Here is a 17198-nt window from a genome sequence, read left to right as displayed (position 1 = left end):
AACAGCTACCTAAACTATAACTTAGTCATCGCTTGTAAGAAAGCGTAATTGCTAAAACAGAAAGGAAAAGCAATGACTAAGAACGTTGACATCAAAAACACCACCCTCGCCGCATTCCAGAAGCGTGTTAACACGCTTTTTGCAGATCGTGAAGAATGGCAGAGTACTTTGTACGCAACTGCCAACCAGCGCCTGTATGAACTGCTTGGCGACATTTACACGATCTACTTGGACGCCAAAGACGGCAATGACGTTGATGCAGACAAATACGACTGGCTGCTGGGCGAAGTCCAAAAGCGCAATATCTCAACTGCCAAAACTCCCACCTTCATTCAGCTTGTCACCAAGTATGTATTCAGCGACAGCGATACAGATAGCCGCCGCGTCAATTCATACGCTCGCGTTCTGAGCTGCGCAGCCCAAGAAGGCGTTGGGACAGGCAACGCAATTGCGAGCTTTATTACTGACCGTGGCGGCATCGAAGAAATCCGTTCGGCACTCGCCAAAAACACCAAAACGCCAAAACAGCGCGCAGTTGAAGGTCGCAAAATTGCTAATGCCGCCAACAACATCGTTGAAGTTGCCTGCGAAGAAATCTCGCAATACGCGACGGATGCGGTGGGACAGTATGTTGTGCTTGTTGGGACGCTAAATGCACGTGGCAACGTTGAAGTAAAGCACGTTGTTTTCGAAGACGAAGTTAGCAAAGAGCGTATCCCAGGCAAAACTGTAGTTTCTGGCGCTCTGTCAAATCTCTACAGCACCAAAGCAAAAGCGGCGAAGAAAACCGCTAAGCGCGAGGCTGAGGAAGCGGCTGCTGATGAACAGAACAGCGCTTTTAACAAGCGTGTTCGCGATGAAAAGCGCGAAGACGAAAAGCAAGCGGCATAAGGAGCGACGACAATGACAAACACTGCGCCTCAATCTACCGCCGAAATGGTCTTCGCAAACAGCACCGTCGAAAACCAAATCAATGCGCTCATCACAGGCAGCTATCCCTTTCCTGCAAGCGGCAAAACTGCCCTGTGCCTTTACGGAACATATGGCACTGGCAAGACAACTTACTCCCACATCTTTTGCCGTGAATTCGAACAAGCGCGAAGCGGCGAGGAAATCGAAGTCTTCCCAAAAATAATTTCCTGCCAAAAAACTGAAAGCATCAGGGAGATATTGAAGGCATGCACAGCACAAACCAAGTTTGTGTCATACAATGCTAGCTCGCTTCACTACTTCATTTTCGACGAAGTGGACAACCTGACCGACGATGCGCAGCGCGCGCTGAAAGCGTTTCTCAACACCCCTAATATCGTTTGTGTTTTGACCACAAACTACTTGGATAAGCTGGACAAAGGTTTACTCAGCCGTTGCGTAAGAATCAATTTTAACGCCGCCGATCCAAAACGAATCCGCGCTCGTGTACAGCACATCTTGCACACTGAAGGGAAGCAACTGAGCACAGACGAAATAGACGAGATCATCAGAAGCAGCGACGGCAGTTGGCGTGAAATTGTGCCCACGGCATTGATGCTCGCTGAACCTACAACGCACCCGCCAAGTTCAACCCTACGCATCGTCAAATAACTAAAAAGCCTCAGCGTTGCTGGGGCTTTTTTCTATTTCACCGCCTCGAATCAAGCGTGTTAACACGCTTTCCCGCTCAAACACCGCTTGCTCTCACAATACTCCTTAGCTCGCTAAAGCTAAATACGGGCAGGAGAACAAGATGAAATTAAACGATCTAAAAGACTCGATTCGTCGCCTGCAAGCTGCACATTGCGGTAACAATATTGCGGACCGCTTGGCGATTGCTGGTGCACTCTTGGAGCTAACAAGCCAATACATCCAGCAGCTTAGCACAGACTTGAACGAAAGCGGCACAACGACCCAACGGCGAAAAGCGAAAGAGCGAGAAACCGCAACAGACCCCAAGCCACCTGTCAAACCCGTGCGTGTTGCAGAGCCGTCAAAACCCAAAAAGCCAAAATATTCTGGAAACCACGCACCGTCTGCGCGCAGATGATAAATAACTTTAACAGGCTAAGGCACATGCCGCCTGCCCTACAAACTGACCTTAAGGTTAGCACGCCAGTCGTAATCGTGCTGTGAATCCGTTCTGCTGTGTGACGGTAAGCAATTGCATTGTCAGTAATGCGCTTCAACAGTCTACCCTGCCATCGCGCGCAGGATGCCTAAAGTGCACTGCCATTGCAGAACTGCGCTTACTGTTGTCGTAGTGGTTGTAGCGCAGAGATGTGCGAATTTTGTGAGACGGATCGACACGCTGCTTTGCAGTACCCGTCATCGCGTTGGATCAAGCTTTGCTACGCCAGCCCAACGCGTGCGTATGATGTCCCTATAATTGAGATGATAGCAAAACCTGCTCTTCCAGAAATGGTTTGGGGTGCGTAGCCAAAAAACCGCGATGGGAAAAGTCGCCAATAGGATCATGCCGCAACTAGGCGTGATCCTATTGGCTCCGGGAAAAGCCTCATCCCAGACAAGTTTGATTCAAGCAAAATTCAGAAAGCATAACTCTGCCTGAAAACTGCTGATGCGGCAAATGTGAAGCGACAGCGAAACGATTTGCTGTAGCGGCTGCTGATGCGAAGCAGCAGCAAAAAACAATGGCAAAGATGCCAACTCATTCGACTTAAGGAGATTTCAAATGTCATTGATGGAACAAATATTTGCGGAACTACATGAGCACTCGTTTGTGCAAACTGCTGAGCAATTCAGCACGGACTGGTGCTGGCGCAGCAAAAGCTGGTTTGCTGTTCAAAAGACGAAACAAAGCGACTTCTCAATTCCCACCGCGATCAACTGCCTGCACAAAACCAAGATAAAAATCGCCTTTGCTCACATGAGCCGCAAAAAACTTGGCAGCATCGCAGATAGCGACCTTCGAGTACTAAATGGGATCAAAGACGAACTGGAAACCTACTTGCTTGAGCACCATAAGATTGCTGCGATTGCGGGTGACGATGCATTACCGGCAAAATGTTAGGTTATATGTGATCCTTAACATTTTTGCCGAACTGTATTTGAATACAAAGACTTAGCCTAAGTGCCTTTTTCGATCGTTTGATAAAATGTGTGGTTTTACAATGAACTACAGTGAAACCACACATTTAGGCTGAGATATGAAACAAGCAAAGCTACTTACAAAAGCGGAACAGAAACGCGTTTATGCAGTCTTAGACGCTCATCGCTACAGCGCCCGCAACCGCGCCATTTTCGCCTTCAGTTTTTTTGCGGGGTTGCGCGCATGTGAAATTGCAGCACTGCGTGTTGATGATGTGTTCGAAGTTGAAGGTAGGGTTCGTGATACGATCTACTTAACAGCGGATCAAACGAAGGGTGAAAACGCAGCAACAGTGCTGGTAAGTAAGCGTCTGAGCAAGACGTTGACAACCTACGCAGCAAAGTACCCGCGTCACGTGCGCAACCAAGATACGTCGCTTTTTTTCAGCGCAAAAGGCGGCGGGTTCAGCTCACAGACAATCATCAACTTATTTGCTCGCTTCTATAAACTGGCTGGCATCAAGGGCGCAAGTTCGCACAGTGGTCGTCGCCAGTTCCTGACAGAGTTGGCTGACAAAGGCATCAATGCACGTGTGATCCAAGCCCTTGCGCGCCACAAGCACCTGAACACAACAATGCGCTATATTGACTTGAACGAGAACAAGTTACGAAACGCGATTGAATCGCTTTAGTCCGTTTGCATTCGGAGAATCTATTCAAGATGCCCGATGAGGGATGCCAGCAGCGGGTAGGCAAGCAACGGCGGCACTGCGTCTCCAACAATCTTTTGAAAGTGTGCCCGTTTCAGCTCTGCCTTTATCGCGGGTGCCCAATATTTGTCCGGGAAGCCTTGTACCCGTCCCGCCTCTCGAATGTTTATGACGCGCCGCTCGCGAGGGTGTATGTAACGCCCTCTACCTGGCGACCCAAAGCCGGTTGTTATCGTGGTCATAGGTTGATCACCACGGATCCTTCCATAAACCGACGGGTAGGTATGCTCATCTTGATGGCATTGAGGTCTTTCGCCATTTGGTAGTTCAAAAAGATTGTTGTCATGCAGGAAATCAACACGGGCTCTGTTCTCCTCAGATAACTGCCCATTCGCTTCAATCATGGAGAGTTCAGGATCCAGACCTGGCATATCCGAGCAGATCGTATCAAAGGAAATGCGATCTACCATAAACTGTTCAAGTGACGGAGCTAATGTGGGGCGCGACTTGTTGCTTGCGACCAGAAAGTGCCGAGACCTTGTTTGGGCAGTGCCAAAATCCGCAGCGTTAACTACAGTATCTTCTACTTGATAACCGTTAGCCTCAAAAATTCGGCGTGTTAGAGGAACGACTTCTTCTTTGGCGTTATTAATGCTTGGAACATTTTCAATAATGACATGAGGAACGTTTAACGCGACAGCAAATGCGGGCATTATCAGATACAGAAGATTACGGCTATCAAATCGACGAGTACGATTGTTAAGGTTTGAATGACCCTGACAAGGCGGTCCTCCGACTAAGAGATCAACCTTCCCCTTGAACTGCGCTATCTGACTATCGACGATTTCAGGGCTTACAACAAAGTCATCCAGATTGCCCGAAAGGTCCACGTCGTAGCGAATAAGGTCTTCCACGGACTTTGCTCTGGAGACCAGTGGTCTAAATTGTCTCTTGACTAGCTCAAGAGCGTTCTTGTCTAAGTCTACAGCCGCAAGCAATCGCGATTGACGTCCAAGAAACTGGCTAGCTTGAGTAACCCCAAGGGAAAGCCCACCTCCACCACAAAACAAGTCTATGTAGTTTAGCCGCTTTGACGGCGAGCCTGACTCTGCTTGCACAGGTTCAGACAGCCGGGAAACAAAGAAATCGGCAGCGGGTTCAAGGTCTGGTTTTGTCGAGAGAACCGTTTCCCGAAACACACGACCGTTGATTGCAACGGATCGCTCAACCACACCCCCAGTTCGTTTTATCTCGCTTAGTTCAGTTTCGGTACACGTTTCCGCCGCTAGCACTAGATTCCCTCTTCTCGCAGTCTTCCTATGAGTTGTTTACACTCAGTATAGGTAAGATGCGAGAACGTCGAGCCGGAAGTCCACGCCCGAAGTGCCGGTATTACCTTGGTTCGGAGTTCCAGTGTGCCCACTTGCACCTGCCCGTTTGCATCATAGATGATGTCTAGGAATGCTTTAACGAACTCCCTGTCCCGTCCAAAGTCCTGCCGGAGAATGTGTGACCGCCAAACATCGCTAGAACCTCGCCGCGCATAATGGTACGGGTCTTCGGCTGACGCGTCGTACATCTTATGACCCCGAAGCCAAGCGCGATAGAAATAAACCTCAATGATGGAACCCGGTGAAGTTATACCCCAATTCACCTGCTGCTCACTTTCAAACCGCCATTTAATAAACTGCCAAAGCGAGCCGTTACACGAAATATTGCTCAGCCAACGCCAAAAACCCAATTGGCTCAATTGGTAAGCTGTTGCATGATCCTTTAACGCTCTGTGAACTGGCTCCACTACGTCAGCATCAATTAGACCACCGACATTCTTTTTATTTTTTTCGGCGTACTTGTGCCGAACGTCTAGCAAATGATCGTTGAGCTCAATTAACTCTAGGTCTGATAGAGATTCGTCTTCATCATCTGAGCCGACAAAGTCCAAAACTAGCTCAGAAGCGTCGTATGAGTCATGATCTCGCATGGAATTCCAAGCGATCGTCGCTTGTTCATTAGTGATAACAGGCAGCTTCATGACCGACGATAACCTCCGAACTTAACACCGCTCAATGTTGCAGCAATCTTAGTAGACCTCTGGACTGCACGAGATACAATTGAGACGACACGCAGTTGATCTAACCGGTCGCCTTTTTGATAGTCAGCTGCAAGTTCATCAAAATCCAAGTTTATGCTCCTGAACAACTCAAGCATCTTCTCATGAAGCGATCCTTCTAATGGCTCGTGCTCAAGTTCGGCGCACCTAAGTGTGTTTTCTGCTAGATCGGCAATAATTCTATCTACAACCATTCTTACAGACAGTTCGCCGAAATGTGAGTTGTTTTCCAGCCTCTTAAACTGTGTCTTCAGATCGTTGTTTGCTTTGACTTGAAAGCACTCTGTATGTGGAGTGTCCGAGACCTGATCACTCACCCAATCAACAAAGTATAATACGTGCTTTCTGTCCTCATGGTCTTTAAACGTTGTCCAAGCGATCTCGAAAAGTGCTTCATCTACTGAAGACTTCACTACGAAAGTCGACTCAGAAACAATCTGTGACTTTGACCAAATTATTCCAGAGTTTTGGCTAACGTCACTGATACGCGCAACAAAACACCGAACAATAAATCCTCTACTGAAACCAAAATCTGGGTCGTCATACAGATCTACTTTAAACGTGCGTCGTTCCACTAAGTCGGCTGCGCCAACGCTAAGAATCGGCTTTCGGATGCCAAGCGCGATGTCTTCAAGCGTTATATGAGCTTCAAACTCTTCTGGGTCTGCATCCAGTAACTCCTTCAACAAATTCCCAAATGGCAGAATTTCGACTGTCGGAGCGCACTCACTTTGAAAATCGAAACCAACTGCCTCCTGCTGCCGAACTCCCTGCTCACTGCTTAATTCATCTCCGGCTCCAGCAGAGAAGAGAAAAACCTCGTCAAAACTGGCAGCAAAGTTGAATAGCAAGTCCGATCGTGTGACCGAAAAGATGAGTTTTCTATCCTTAGTCGACATCAAACTCTCCGTTCTCCGCCACGCACTTGCACTGAACCACGTAATTGTGTCTTCCGGGATTGTCGAACTCCACGTCAAAATCCAATGCCATACCTCTAGAGAAATTGTAGTTGAGTGTGGGCTTGCTGCCCTCAGCCAGCACTTTGCCTGTCTGATCCCTAATCAAGAAATCCATGTGTTTAATTGCAACCTTCTTCGCGTCTCCCGCTAGTGAAATTGATGGATTCAATGTCAAAGTGAATGGCGCTTCCGGAGTGTGCTCGCAGTCATGAACTTGGAGCCTCCAAACAGATTTGTCTGCTTCGCGTTTTCTGTGTGTCAAATGCAGCGACACAGGGTTGTGGAAGGTTTTTTTCGGCGGTGCGTCGCCTTTCGTACCTGACAGCGCTCCGGTCAAAAGCCTTGCAAGCAAGCCACTTTCACTTCGGCTTTCGGAAACATCGGGCTGAAGATTTCTCTGAAAATCAACGAACCGACTCTTCACAGCACTGTTCACGCGAGCGACAAGTTTTTTCCCTATGCTAGGATGGTTTTGCTGAAGTCGTCTCGAATGCTCGCTCCACTCAGAATGTGCTGCATTTTCTGCGAGTTGAAGGTAAGGATAAATGTCCTCATGTGCGAGAAACACCCCGACCGCAGGCTCATACTGGTCCCCGCCCATTTTGGCGTAGTTGATTACCATCCCGGTCCCCCGCATAATTGCAACACAGTTGCGTCGAGTTGAAACTGCCTCGTCGGGTTCGGCGGCTTCAAATGCAATGCGACCTATTCCTTTACTCTCAACCTTATTCAACGAGTCGACCCTAATGGTCTCCTCCTTTGTCACTTCGGAGCTTGAGGCTTTTTTGTAGAGTCGAACAAACTGATCAAGGTCCTGGCGGGTAAGAACCGATGGCACATCAAGGTTCTCTTTCTCGTCAATGAAGCGTACCGACAAGTCGTTAGAAATAAGTGCTGGGAAGTAGTAGTCCTCAATAGCCCTCTTCAGCTTCTCAAGATCAAGGGAGTCCATCAGAATAAGAATGTCGGTCCCTTTGATCTTTTCATTTCGGCTCAGATCGACTCCGAAAATTTCAGAAACACTGTCCCACATTTGTGCCGCAGCATCATCTGCATATGGGGCTGCAACAGCGCTATTGGCACCGGATGGCGCACCGAAATATGCAAAACCACCGTAGTTGTCGCCTTGGTATTCATGCTTTGGATAAACGCCAGCGCCCATCAGACGCCGCTGCACGCCTTCGCTGTCTTTGCTAGCATCAAACACCGAATGATAGATAACTGTGTTGATGTTTGAACTCTTGGCATAAGTTGTCTTGCCCAAGCCGTACGAGCCGCCCGAATTTGCATCTTCGTCAGCCTTGTCATCTAAGTTGAGTGCACATACCAGGCGAGCAAAGTGATCGCCGCGCTCATACCTGTCCCACTTTCCGCCTAAGCCGCAGGTGTTGTAATCTCGAATGAGCAACGCCGAGATTGTCTTACCGTTCAGAAATGCCTCTAGGCTCTTCGCAAAGAGACTATTTCTTTTTTCTTTCTTGAAGATCTCAAGGCGCGGCTCCAGTAATTCGCGGAATTTGAACAGCTCAAGCAGTTGCTCTTTCTTTTCGCCGCTAGCGGTCAGCTTCTGAAAAACTAACTGCGTGATGCCCTTTTCTTTTCGCCCGGCATCCATTGAGTTCTGCCCGCCCTCGCGCGCCGCAACCTCTTCTGGAGAGAACTCTCGATGATCATATGCAGTGAGAAAGCCTCCGGTATGGATGGGATTTTTCCCATCCATCAAGTTCATTTCCCAAACGCTCTTCAACTCACTCACCACTATCTTTTCCTCCCAGATGGAACTCGCTGTCGCCATCGCGCTTGAGACCGATATCAAACGCCGCCTTGGCGCTTTCGGTCTCCCGCCTTATCGCTTGAAATATCTGCCGCACGTCTTCCGGCGAATACTCATAGTGGCTCCGATTCGATAGCTTTGAAATCGAACGAAGCATCGATATTGCCTTCGTCACACGCGCTTCCGCTAAACGCTGAAATCGATCCGACTTTGTTTCCATTTCTGATCCACAAACTGTTCGTGATGATCAAAATGCTACGCTTCTCTGTGTCACACAAGGTATTTTACTGTCATAATCGCAAAATATGGTGATATTTTCGCTTAGTGACACACTGTGTTCGGAAATTGGAAACAGAGCGCCGCCTGAAATCTAAATCGAACAAAGTGTACAGATCTCTGTACCGATCCCTGATTTGCGATTTAGAGCGTTGGTTTAGTCTATTTCTTTGATGTTGATCTCTTGTAGATTCCATAACACTGGATCAGTTCCGGTGCTAGCTTCCATTTATTTCCAGCCGCTTAGCTGACTTCACTCTTTGCCCTATCATTGGTGATTACAATTGCGTTTACAGTTTTGCCCTCGCAACATTTCTTCTCGCGCCTCAGCAAACCTGCTCTTAAAATGCCACGTAAGCACCCGTTCAAATTCTTTAGTCGGCGTGTAAGGTATGAAGCGAGTATTTGATTACCTCTCAGACAATACGTCCGTACCAAGTATCCAGCTCGCCGTTATTGTTATTCTGGTCAAAATCTGGGCTACGCTGCCATCGTATGATAGTGCCTGCCTCGTTCACATCGACTTTGAAACACTGCCAAGTGCTTGGATCCGAATTCATTTTTTCGCTTGAACAATATTGCCCATTCTGAACCGTCCAAGCTCGCCTCTGGTTGCCATAGGTTGTGGTCCCGTTCCTATTGAAAGTTTGCTTGATCCCCGCACCAGTGTTGCTTTGATTAGTGTACACGACCGTGCGCCCACCCACTATTGCCATCAGCGCAGCCGCGTTTTCGACAGGCATGAAACTCTGCTCGGCGCTGGTGCCCAAGTGTGGATTTGTGGCTTGGCAAGCCGTGAGTGCAAAAGCTCCAAGTAAAAATACGCGTCTTTGCAAGTTCTCTCTCCTTAAGAGTGTTGAGCCGCGCAAAACACGGCTTGAAAATACGTTTTTCACAACAAACGGTATTTCCAATCCGATCTCAAGCCGGAATTTTCGATTTACAAGCCGTGTATGGCTTTGGATTTGAAACAAGAAGTTGGGTCGCGTGTGAAAGCTGCGCGCAAAATGCGCGGTATGACACAGGCGGCGTTGGCTGAAGCAATTGGTATGTCATTTGAAACTGTATCGAATTTGGAACGCGGCAAAACTGCGCCGAACTTCAACACCTTGAGCGATATTGCAACAGCGCTTGAGGTTGAAATGAAGTTCTTCTTCGATTTCCAGTCCGACAACAGATCGAAGCTGCGGAGTCGTATTTTGAGCGAACTGAATGCAACTACGCTTGAAGTTGATGATGAAAAGCTGGCGCTGATCGTAGACTTAGCAAAAGTTGTCGCTGAGCGTTGACTCCCTTGGTACACAAAACGGAACACATAGTAAAAAAATACTTTAAAAAATTGTTTTCTAACGATTATCTGTGCTGTTGATCTCTTGCAAATCCGTGTACACCGGTTCGATTCCGGTACTCGCCTCCATTTTATTCTAAATCATTGACTTAGCCCTGCGGTGCTCGGGTGTGACACAAAGTGGGACACACCTACAATGAAATTGTCATCCTATCTAACCCTCTCAAGACATGGCGTTTATTACTTTCGCTGGCCTATCCCTCCCTCTACAAAGGGAAAGCGGCGAACAATTCGGATTTCACTCAAAACACGCTGCCCAGATCGAGCAGGCACACTGGCTCGCTATCTCGCATCTTATGGGCAGCTAATAAGGGACAGCGGGACTTTGGCCGGACTTAGGCAGGATGAAATAAGGACGAAGGTCCAATCTTTCTTCAAAGCGCAACTGGATCAGTACCTTGCATGGCTGGATCGCCGTGGACTATCTCAGAACGCTCTACTACACGCCCGAGAAGAGCTGGCGGACCATGAAAGTTTCATGGAAATCAATAGTGCCTTCCCTTTGTGGCTTCCAATAGATCGATTCAAGAGCAAGATGAGCGTGTCACACGCGGACTGGGATGCCAGTATGCCTAGGATCGCAACTGAGTTGAGGAAAGGCCGCAGGGACCTACTACAGCGCATCTTAGAAGCCGCAGAGCGCCTTGAGCACTATTCCTTCGACGACGCACCTGCCATCGTTGGCACTACTCCAACTCCGACGCTGCCTACATCCGCTGCTTTGGGAGCTGCGGTTGATGACTTCATCGCAGAACACTCGCGTCAGTGGGCTGAAAAAACAATCGGCCAGAACCGTGCGTATCTGAACATCCTAATCGAGTACTTCGGGCCAGACCGGTTACTGAGCACGATTACGAAGCAGGATGCCAACGAAGTCAAAAAGGTTCTTCAAGCCCTACCATCTAGTCGGAACACCAAGCCCGCACTAAAAAACATGCCTTTGATGGAAGTCATAAAGCTGCCGGGTCAGAAGAAGATCGCCCCAAAAACGATCAATAGTCACATACAGATGTTCAAGGGTTTCTTTGATTGGGCCGAGCGGCACGGTTACTCTCCGCACAGCCTCTTCGACGGCATGAAGGTAGCTAAAGACAAAAACCGTAAAGGCCAGCGTAGACCCTTCTCTCCTGAGCAAATCCGGCTGTTGCACACCGAACTTACCATGAACCCGTCCGGGTTGGTGCGAAAGGACAGCCACAAGTGGGGGATGCTGCTTGGCATGTTCACTGGTGCCCGGTTGAATGAAATATGCCAACTCGACATCAATGATGTGCAGCAGGAATGCGGAACATGGTTCCTCAACATCACAGATGAAGGTGATGACAACAACAAGCGTGTGAAGTCGACAGCAGCTAGACGGAAGGTCCCGATACACCCGGATTTGGTCAACCTAGGCTTCTTGGACTTCGTGGATAGCCGCCGGAATGGAACCCGTCTTTTCCCCGACTACAACTTCAACGCTAACGGTGGGTTCACTAGTTTGCGTTCCGCTTTGCCACCTGTCCTAGACAAGCACCTCGCATAGCGTGCTTGCACTTCCTGCCTTCGCCTGCGCTGACCTACCGTTCTTACAGACAGGTCGGTGCATAGGTTTTCTAGATAAGCCCTGAGCGTTGGGCTGTTTGTAGTCCACTGTGGGTCAAATGGGCGGGAGCTCACGGCTACATCTATCTTCTTTTCAGCCAATGCTGCGCAGGAAGCATGTGACGATTTTGTAGGCAGGTTCGAAGCAGGCAAGCACTTGCTCGTCCGGGTCCACCTCGCCATGCAACAGGGCATTGCGCATCGCGTAGAGGGTTTCGACAAGGCCAGCCAACAGGTCTTCGTTTGTGCATTGGAAATGCATCGTCGATACCTGCAACTGTGGGCCACCACCTTGCACCAAGTCCACCATCGGGCGCGGGTTGCACCCGTCATAGAAGTTTCTGAGCCGGGTCTGTTGTGCCACTGACAGGTTGTTTATGAAGTCAGGTAAGCCGTACACCGTTGCAGGATCGTATTGCTCTTGAACGTGTTCAAACTTCACGTTCCCGTTGTTGATCGTAACCACCGATACTTCGAAGTGCCCGCCCTGTATCTTGCGCGCTCGATACCGCTGGCCACTCCTGTCGAGTTGCTCGTCTTGCAGGTGCTTTGGCGCGATACACACTTCGCGCAATGAAACCCGCTCCATGCGCCCCTTGGGTGTAACCTCCCAATGGATTTCATCCAGTTGAAGTTGAAGGTCACATATCGCCTGTTTCAGACGCTCCGCGTCGGCAGTGGTGTTGTTGTCTTGCAGCAAGGGTAAAGCATGGACGTAAGCAGTTTCGTCGATGGCGTACGAAGGGTCTTTAAAGACGAAAACCTTGCTTATGAAGTCGATGAGGACGGGGGTGTTCACCCACTTGTCGACAGTGCGTTTAGCGCTTCAAGGCAATCGTCAATTGCTGCATTAAATGAAGAAAGGTACTCAGCCACGTCAAAATGCGTTGAAACAATCGACTTTCATCTAATGCAAGAACCAGTCGACTACATTGGAGCAATTCGATCCGCTTTCAGCGCAAACGAAAATCTCTTCAAACTAATGTACAAAGTCCCCCGGTTGGACGCGCGTTCTGCAGGCGAAAAACTAGGAAGGGAACTTCAAGCCCTTTATTCCGATCATCCAACTTTGCAAGCAGCTTCTGGGAAGTCATTGGAATCCTTCAAGGATTGGATCAATGCAGCTCACTTTTATCGGCATGAGCAAGGTATTGAGACCCCTAATCAGCCCACTGAGGAGGCGGCAATTCTACTTGTTTCACAAGGTCTTTCCTTTGTTAGGTGGCTCGCACAAATAGATCGGAACAAGGGATCGTAGTTGCGTCGGCATGGTCAAGTTGAACGCGCCATGCCGATCCCGCAACAAATCCCGCAACATTTTCGGGACCTGGGGAGAGCAAAATTCACCTAACAAATTGTTTTTATTTATTTTTAATTTTTCTTAGGTTCGATTTCAAAACAGGTACTCGCCTCCATTTTATTCTAAATCATTGACTTAGCCCTGTGGTGCTCGGGTGTGACACAAAGTGGGACACACCTACGATGATGCAGTCATCCTATCTAAGCCTTTCTAGACACGGCGTTTATTACTTCCGCTGGCCTATCCCTCCGTCTTACCAGTAAAAGCGAACATCTGTAAGAATATCGCTGCGTAGCGTAGTTTCTCGCGCTCCAGTGTGTCGAAGATCTCTATGTTCTTACAAAACGCAACAACGGTAGCGAATTGAAGCTACTAGGCCATGTGATTTGATTGAGACCAAAGTCTGAAAGAAGCAGCCTAGTTGCAGCCACCAAAATCGGCCTTAGTCTGCACTTAGTGGCCAGCGAGCGGGACACTCGGTTTTATAGCGGTGCAAGAACGCACGAAACTCTGCCCAGTCTTGTCGTTCATAGAGTTCAGAAATCTTCTGTTGGTGCCAAAAACATGCTCGTTCGTGCAAAGACATAAGCTGATCGTCCTTCGTCAAGCGCGCCTTCTCGGCAGTTGCGCGATTCCATAGTGGAAGGATCGTGCGATCCTCAACGAGGTTCGCGTTCATATTGTGCCAGTAGGCTTCGGCCTGGTCATCGTGGATGTGATTAGTCTTTCCACGATCGCGCTTGACCAGAAATGACCCGATTGAGCGGGTAACATAGTGATGAAGACGGGCGAAATCGTGGCGATAACCGGACTTAGCTCGCCACGTTACTGCTTCTGGATCGAGGAGCTGCCCGCCTCCGTCCACCCAACGTATCTCGGCAGCGCGCTCGGGCGCAACGCCTTTTGGCCGGTGCGGGCCATAGCGGGTAAACAGACCATTGTTGCGCGTGATACTCTTCAACCCTCCGGCCACGCCCGAGTAGAACCCTTGTTCGGTATCACAGAGAAAAAACTGCTCAGCCACGGGCGTATCAACAAAGTCTTCAACACCTCCGCATCCGAAAATTTTCCAGGCAAAGGAGGCGACATCAAAGGGCCCATCTGCTGTCTCCTCGAGCTTTTTCAACAGGTTCTGCAGAGACGGGTTTGGAAGTCGGATATTCAGATACTCATCAACATCCAAGCCGAAGGTCCAATCGGCATCCTTAAATCGCGGATGGCTGCGCACGCGCCTGAGCATGGTGTTCTGAGGGCTTTGGCCGGGTTTGACCGAATTGTCGATATGGGATGCAACGCCCAGATGTTCCAGCCGTTTTGCGATCAGGTTAGTGCCATCATCACAGTCATTGGTGTAGATCAGGAAATGTTCAACACCCAGCGACAGATAGTAAGAGACCCAATCAATCATAAATGGTCCCTCATTTTTCATGGTCGTGTAGACGACAATTCTGTCACTCATTGCGCAACCATAATCAGACAAGAGACACATCCGGGTCATCGGCCAAGCCGTGCTTAACCAATAGCCCTCCAAAAAAACTGGAAGCGAGCAACCGTCCACGGGAGCGGGCGAGCCGCGGGCGCATTACTGATGAAAAGAAATGAATAGAGCTTTGGGATTTCCAATCGTATTGGTCCAACTGGCCTACATCCTCGCGAACCCATTCACGACGGCTGACAAAAGGAAGCGCACTGTATTCTCTTTCGGGCAAGACCCGTTCGATTTCTCCACTCTCTAAAAGAAAATGATATGCCGACAGTGGGCCAATCGTTCCCAAAGGAAGCGTACTGAAAGAAGCTTTCTTGCCGTAGAGACGACGATAAACTCGTGATGTACGCTGATCCCACCACGGCGGAATGCAGGGCTTTGAGCCAACAAATTCAAGCCAAGCCTTCAAAGCAGGACTGTCCGGAGGGAGTCGAAGAACACAGTTTTGAACGCGTCGTTGTCCATCTCTGCGACTGGACACCAGATAACCTTCATCCGATCTAAATGGTTTGAGCGCATAGATATCACAATCCACCCAAATTTCGTCAGTCTTGGACATAAGTTGCAAGCGGAACAGATCCGCATGGACCGCCGGAGACTGAAACACGGGATCGACGTGGATTCTGCCGTTTGCGTCCAACGGCAACACATGGTTTGCATCTCGCACTTCAACGTAGGACGGGAGGTTTTCGATTGGATCATAACAATACAGGATCGGTGTCTGACCAATATCGTGGAAAGACTTTAGGCAAAGTCTCTCCAATACCGACAACCGTCGACCAATCCATAGCGAAGCGACCCGTTCAGACAAACAGTTTCTCCCAGAACTTATGCTGAAGTGAATTGGCGGATTCTAATAGAGATATCGCCCTATCTTCCAAGTTGCATTTTTGATTTGTCTGCACTTTTTTGGCATCTCTTATCAAAGCTTCTGAACCGCAACCTGTGCGCCCTTTATCGCCTTAAGGCGAAGCCCAGCGGCATTTGCACCCAGAAATTCGTGGAACGCGCGCATCACGCCGTCTTTCCACCAGCCCCGCCTGTGATAGTCATCAAGCATAATGACACCACCCTCGATCATCTTGGGGAGAAGCGCATCCAGATCAGCCTTTACGCCTTCATAGGAATGATCGCCATCGAGGTAAGCAAATCCGATGCTATGGTCTTCGAACAGGCCAAGTGCCGGGATCGAAAAGTCACGTATAATCGAGACTTGTCCTTTCGCGATCTCGGTGCTGTATTTGTTCGCGACCTCATCATAGATGCGATCCATGTCGTTCTGACTTTTGGCTCCGGCCAGCGAGGCACCGCCATTGGGATCAGGTTGAACCCCCCAGGGATCGATGAGGCACAGCTTGGAAGGGCGAAGTTCTTCAAGCAAAATCTGTGAAAATTCGCCCCGCCAAACACCAATTTCAACGCTAAGGCGTCCGTGCGGCATGGTCCTCAGCATTTCGCGCCGCAACGTATCTTTACGCTCTCGCTGCTGTGCCTGCTGTTTGCGGCGATCTTTGGCAGTCGCGGGGTCAGCCATGGGCTTCTTCTCCGGAATAGGAATTTCGCAGCGCGTCGACCAGATCGGCCCAGTCTGGCCGGGCTTTCAATTCTTCGGCTTTCGCACGATGCCATTCGCACGCCTTTTGATGCAGGTCTGCAAGTTGCGGATCTGCCATCATTTCGGCTTTGATCTCATACATTGCCGGTGTGTGTTTCAAAAGCGAGCGATCTTCCACATGATTGTGGTTCATCATCATCCAATATTTGAGACCCTGATCTTGCCCGACATGATTGGTGCGTCCCCGATCTCGTTTGACAAGAAAGCTATCGGTGCTGCGGACAGCATAGTGGTGGATACGAGCATACTCGTGGCTGAAACCGCGCCATGCTTTCCATTTCACTTGATCAGCCGGGTAAAGGTTGCCACCTGCGTCTCGCCACAATATCCCTTCGTATGGCACGTCTGGGTTGGGCGCGTCTTCCGGGTTAATTCGGGGCCGATGGGCGCGAAAACGGCTGAATTTGCCATTGTTCCGGAACAGCGTTTTGAAGCCTTTCGCCCGATGATGGGGATACGACTCTTCCGGCGCTGCGCAGAAAAACATCTCGGGCACGGGCTGATCAACAAAATCATTCAACCCTGCATTGCCGAACATTCGCCAGCAGATTGAAATCGCGTCTGCCTCTCCGCTGGTTTCTACAAAGCTGCGGATGTTACCCTCGGGCAAACGGATGTTGATGTATTCGTCAACATCCAAGCTCATGATCCAATCTGACGAATGGTAGCTTTGATGACTCAGAGCGCGTGAAAACGCACGACCCTGAGGCGCAGCCCGAGGACCGACCTTGTTCCGCTCGTGATGCGCCCAACCTAGCGTCTGCATCCGGTCGGCTATCGTGTCGGTGCCGTCCGCACAATCATTCGTGTAGATCAGAATATCGTCAAAACCGATTGCGCGGTTGTAAGCCACCCAATCGATCATGAAAGGCCCTTCGTTCTTCATCGTGGTCACGATGAGAAAGGTCTCATTCGTCATAAGTTATACTCTTGCCTGTGCCGTTATCGGACTCTTGTCGACCTGTTTAGATTAGCCTTGGAATTTTGTCCAACTCGGTCACTAGGCAAGCACAGA

Annotated in this window: 17 protein-coding genes and 1 pseudogene; 7 read left to right on the top strand and 11 right to left on the bottom strand. The window is 49.4% G+C overall.

Annotation, left to right across the window (positions count from 1 at the left end; genetic code table 11):
- Positions 1–72 precede the first annotated feature (72 nt).
- The 4 genes from ACR0B3_RS00400 (at position 73) to ACR0B3_RS00385 (ending at position 3713) form a co-directional block, all read left to right on the top strand.
- Positions 73–891 carry a hypothetical protein gene (locus ACR0B3_RS00400; RefSeq protein ID WP_480807382.1) on the top strand — a complete coding sequence of 273 codons (819 nt, stop codon included), beginning with the start codon at positions 73–75 and terminating at the stop codon, positions 889–891.
- A 12-nt stretch (positions 892–903) separates the two neighbouring features.
- Positions 904–1581, top strand: coding sequence for an AAA family ATPase (locus ACR0B3_RS00395; RefSeq protein ID WP_480807381.1), 678 nt, complete (start codon positions 904–906; stop codon positions 1579–1581).
- Positions 1582–2665: 1084 nt separating this feature from the next.
- Entirely contained in the window at positions 2666–3004 is a 339-nt protein-coding gene (locus tag ACR0B3_RS00390; RefSeq protein ID WP_480807380.1) for a hypothetical protein, read from the top strand.
- A gap of 136 nt (positions 3005–3140) precedes the next feature.
- Positions 3141–3713, top strand: a complete 573-nt coding sequence (locus ACR0B3_RS00385) for a tyrosine-type recombinase/integrase (protein ID WP_480807379.1) — start codon at positions 3141–3143, stop codon at positions 3711–3713.
- A 20-nt stretch (positions 3714–3733) separates the two neighbouring features.
- On the opposite strand, the gene ACR0B3_RS00380 is transcribed toward ACR0B3_RS00385, so the two are convergent.
- The 6 genes from ACR0B3_RS00380 to ACR0B3_RS00355 all read right to left on the bottom strand — a co-directional run bounded on the left by ACR0B3_RS00380 (position 3734) and on the right by ACR0B3_RS00355 (position 9764).
- On the bottom strand, positions 3734–4849 hold the full coding sequence (locus ACR0B3_RS00380; protein ID WP_480808002.1) for a DNA cytosine methyltransferase: 1116 nt from the start codon (positions 4847–4849) through the stop codon (positions 3734–3736).
- Positions 4850–5022: 173 nt separating this feature from the next.
- Positions 5023–5763 (bottom strand): DUF6339 family protein, encoded by a 741-nt coding sequence (locus tag ACR0B3_RS00375; RefSeq protein WP_480807378.1) that lies wholly within the window; start codon positions 5761–5763, stop codon positions 5023–5025.
- Positions 5760–6740: a hypothetical protein gene (locus tag ACR0B3_RS00370; RefSeq protein ID WP_480807377.1), complete on the bottom strand. Its 981-nt coding sequence runs from the start codon at positions 6738–6740 to the stop codon at positions 5760–5762. The genes ACR0B3_RS00375 and ACR0B3_RS00370 overlap by 4 nt, the downstream gene beginning before the upstream one ends.
- Positions 6730–8556, bottom strand: coding sequence for a hypothetical protein (locus tag ACR0B3_RS00365; RefSeq protein WP_480807376.1), 1827 nt, complete (start codon positions 8554–8556; stop codon positions 6730–6732). Before ACR0B3_RS00365 ends, ACR0B3_RS00370 begins: the two co-directional genes overlap by 11 nt.
- Complete coding sequence (locus ACR0B3_RS00360) at positions 8549–8794, bottom strand: hypothetical protein (RefSeq protein ID WP_480807375.1); 246 nt, start codon at positions 8792–8794, stop codon at positions 8549–8551. The genes ACR0B3_RS00365 and ACR0B3_RS00360 overlap by 8 nt, the downstream gene beginning before the upstream one ends.
- Positions 8795–9266: 472 nt before the next feature.
- Positions 9267–9764, bottom strand: a complete 498-nt coding sequence (locus tag ACR0B3_RS00355) for a hypothetical protein (RefSeq protein ID WP_480807374.1) — start codon at positions 9762–9764, stop codon at positions 9267–9269.
- A gap of 39 nt (positions 9765–9803) precedes the next feature.
- Between ACR0B3_RS00355 and ACR0B3_RS00350 the strand changes: the two genes are divergently transcribed.
- The 3 genes and pseudogenes from ACR0B3_RS00350 (at position 9804) to ACR0B3_RS00340 (ending at position 11723) form a co-directional block, all read left to right on the top strand.
- Positions 9804–10139: a helix-turn-helix domain-containing protein gene (locus tag ACR0B3_RS00350; protein ID WP_480807373.1), complete on the top strand. Its 336-nt coding sequence runs from the start codon at positions 9804–9806 to the stop codon at positions 10137–10139.
- 195 nt (positions 10140–10334) lie between these two features.
- Positions 10335–10478, top strand: a pseudogene (locus ACR0B3_RS00345) (DUF6538 domain-containing protein); the annotation flags it as partial.
- A gap of 198 nt (positions 10479–10676) precedes the next feature.
- The gene (locus ACR0B3_RS00340; RefSeq protein ID WP_480808027.1) at positions 10677–11723 is read left to right on the top strand and encodes a hypothetical protein; all 1047 of its coding nucleotides are present in this window, start codon (positions 10677–10679) and stop codon (positions 11721–11723) included.
- A gap of 153 nt (positions 11724–11876) precedes the next feature.
- Here the strand turns inward: ACR0B3_RS00340 and ACR0B3_RS00335 are convergent, their stop codons facing one another.
- From ACR0B3_RS00335 to ACR0B3_RS00315, 5 genes are all read right to left on the bottom strand, one after another.
- Positions 11877–12581 carry a hypothetical protein gene (locus tag ACR0B3_RS00335; RefSeq protein WP_480807372.1) on the bottom strand — a complete coding sequence of 235 codons (705 nt, stop codon included), beginning with the start codon at positions 12579–12581 and terminating at the stop codon, positions 11877–11879.
- 943 nt (positions 12582–13524) lie between these two features.
- On the bottom strand, positions 13525–14541 hold the full coding sequence (locus ACR0B3_RS00330; RefSeq protein WP_480807371.1) for a glycosyltransferase family 2 protein: 1017 nt from the start codon (positions 14539–14541) through the stop codon (positions 13525–13527).
- Between the two features lie 13 nt (positions 14542–14554).
- The gene (locus ACR0B3_RS00325; RefSeq protein WP_480807370.1) at positions 14555–15379 is read right to left on the bottom strand and encodes a hypothetical protein; all 825 of its coding nucleotides are present in this window, start codon (positions 15377–15379) and stop codon (positions 14555–14557) included.
- A gap of 111 nt (positions 15380–15490) precedes the next feature.
- Entirely contained in the window at positions 15491–16102 is a 612-nt protein-coding gene (locus ACR0B3_RS00320; protein ID WP_480807369.1) for a class I SAM-dependent methyltransferase, read from the bottom strand.
- Positions 16095–17102, bottom strand: coding sequence for a glycosyltransferase family 2 protein (locus ACR0B3_RS00315; protein ID WP_480807368.1), 1008 nt, complete (start codon positions 17100–17102; stop codon positions 16095–16097). Before ACR0B3_RS00315 ends, ACR0B3_RS00320 begins: the two co-directional genes overlap by 8 nt.
- Between the last annotated feature and the right edge of the window lie 96 nt (positions 17103–17198).

The sequence above is a fragment of the Ruegeria sp. CE9 genome, from assembly GCF_056537425.1.
The sequence above is the reverse complement of the archived record's forward strand: the minus strand, read 5'-3'. Positions and strand labels throughout refer to the sequence as shown.

Coding starts and splice junctions, on each gene's coding strand:
- ACR0B3_RS00400 (WP_480807382.1), top strand. CDS start 73: ATGACTAAGAACGTTGACATCAAAAACACCACCCTCGCCGCATTCCAG.
- ACR0B3_RS00395 (WP_480807381.1), top strand. CDS start 904: ATGACAAACACTGCGCCTCAATCTACCGCCGAAATGGTCTTCGCAAAC.
- ACR0B3_RS00390 (WP_480807380.1), top strand. CDS start 2,666: ATGTCATTGATGGAACAAATATTTGCGGAACTACATGAGCACTCGTTT.
- ACR0B3_RS00385 (WP_480807379.1), top strand. CDS start 3,141: ATGAAACAAGCAAAGCTACTTACAAAAGCGGAACAGAAACGCGTTTAT.
- ACR0B3_RS00375 (WP_480807378.1), bottom strand. CDS start 5,763: ATGAAGCTGCCTGTTATCACTAATGAACAAGCGACGATCGCTTGGAAT.
- ACR0B3_RS00370 (WP_480807377.1), bottom strand. CDS start 6,740: ATGTCGACTAAGGATAGAAAACTCATCTTTTCGGTCACACGATCGGAC.
- ACR0B3_RS00360 (WP_480807375.1), bottom strand. CDS start 8,794: ATGGAAACAAAGTCGGATCGATTTCAGCGTTTAGCGGAAGCGCGTGTG.
- ACR0B3_RS00350 (WP_480807373.1), top strand. CDS start 9,804: ATGGCTTTGGATTTGAAACAAGAAGTTGGGTCGCGTGTGAAAGCTGCG.
- ACR0B3_RS00340 (WP_480808027.1), top strand. CDS start 10,677: ATGGAAATCAATAGTGCCTTCCCTTTGTGGCTTCCAATAGATCGATTC.
- ACR0B3_RS00330 (WP_480807371.1), bottom strand. CDS start 14,541: ATGAGTGACAGAATTGTCGTCTACACGACCATGAAAAATGAGGGACCA.
- ACR0B3_RS00320 (WP_480807369.1), bottom strand. CDS start 16,102: ATGGCTGACCCCGCGACTGCCAAAGATCGCCGCAAACAGCAGGCACAG.
- ACR0B3_RS00315 (WP_480807368.1), bottom strand. CDS start 17,102: ATGACGAATGAGACCTTTCTCATCGTGACCACGATGAAGAACGAAGGG.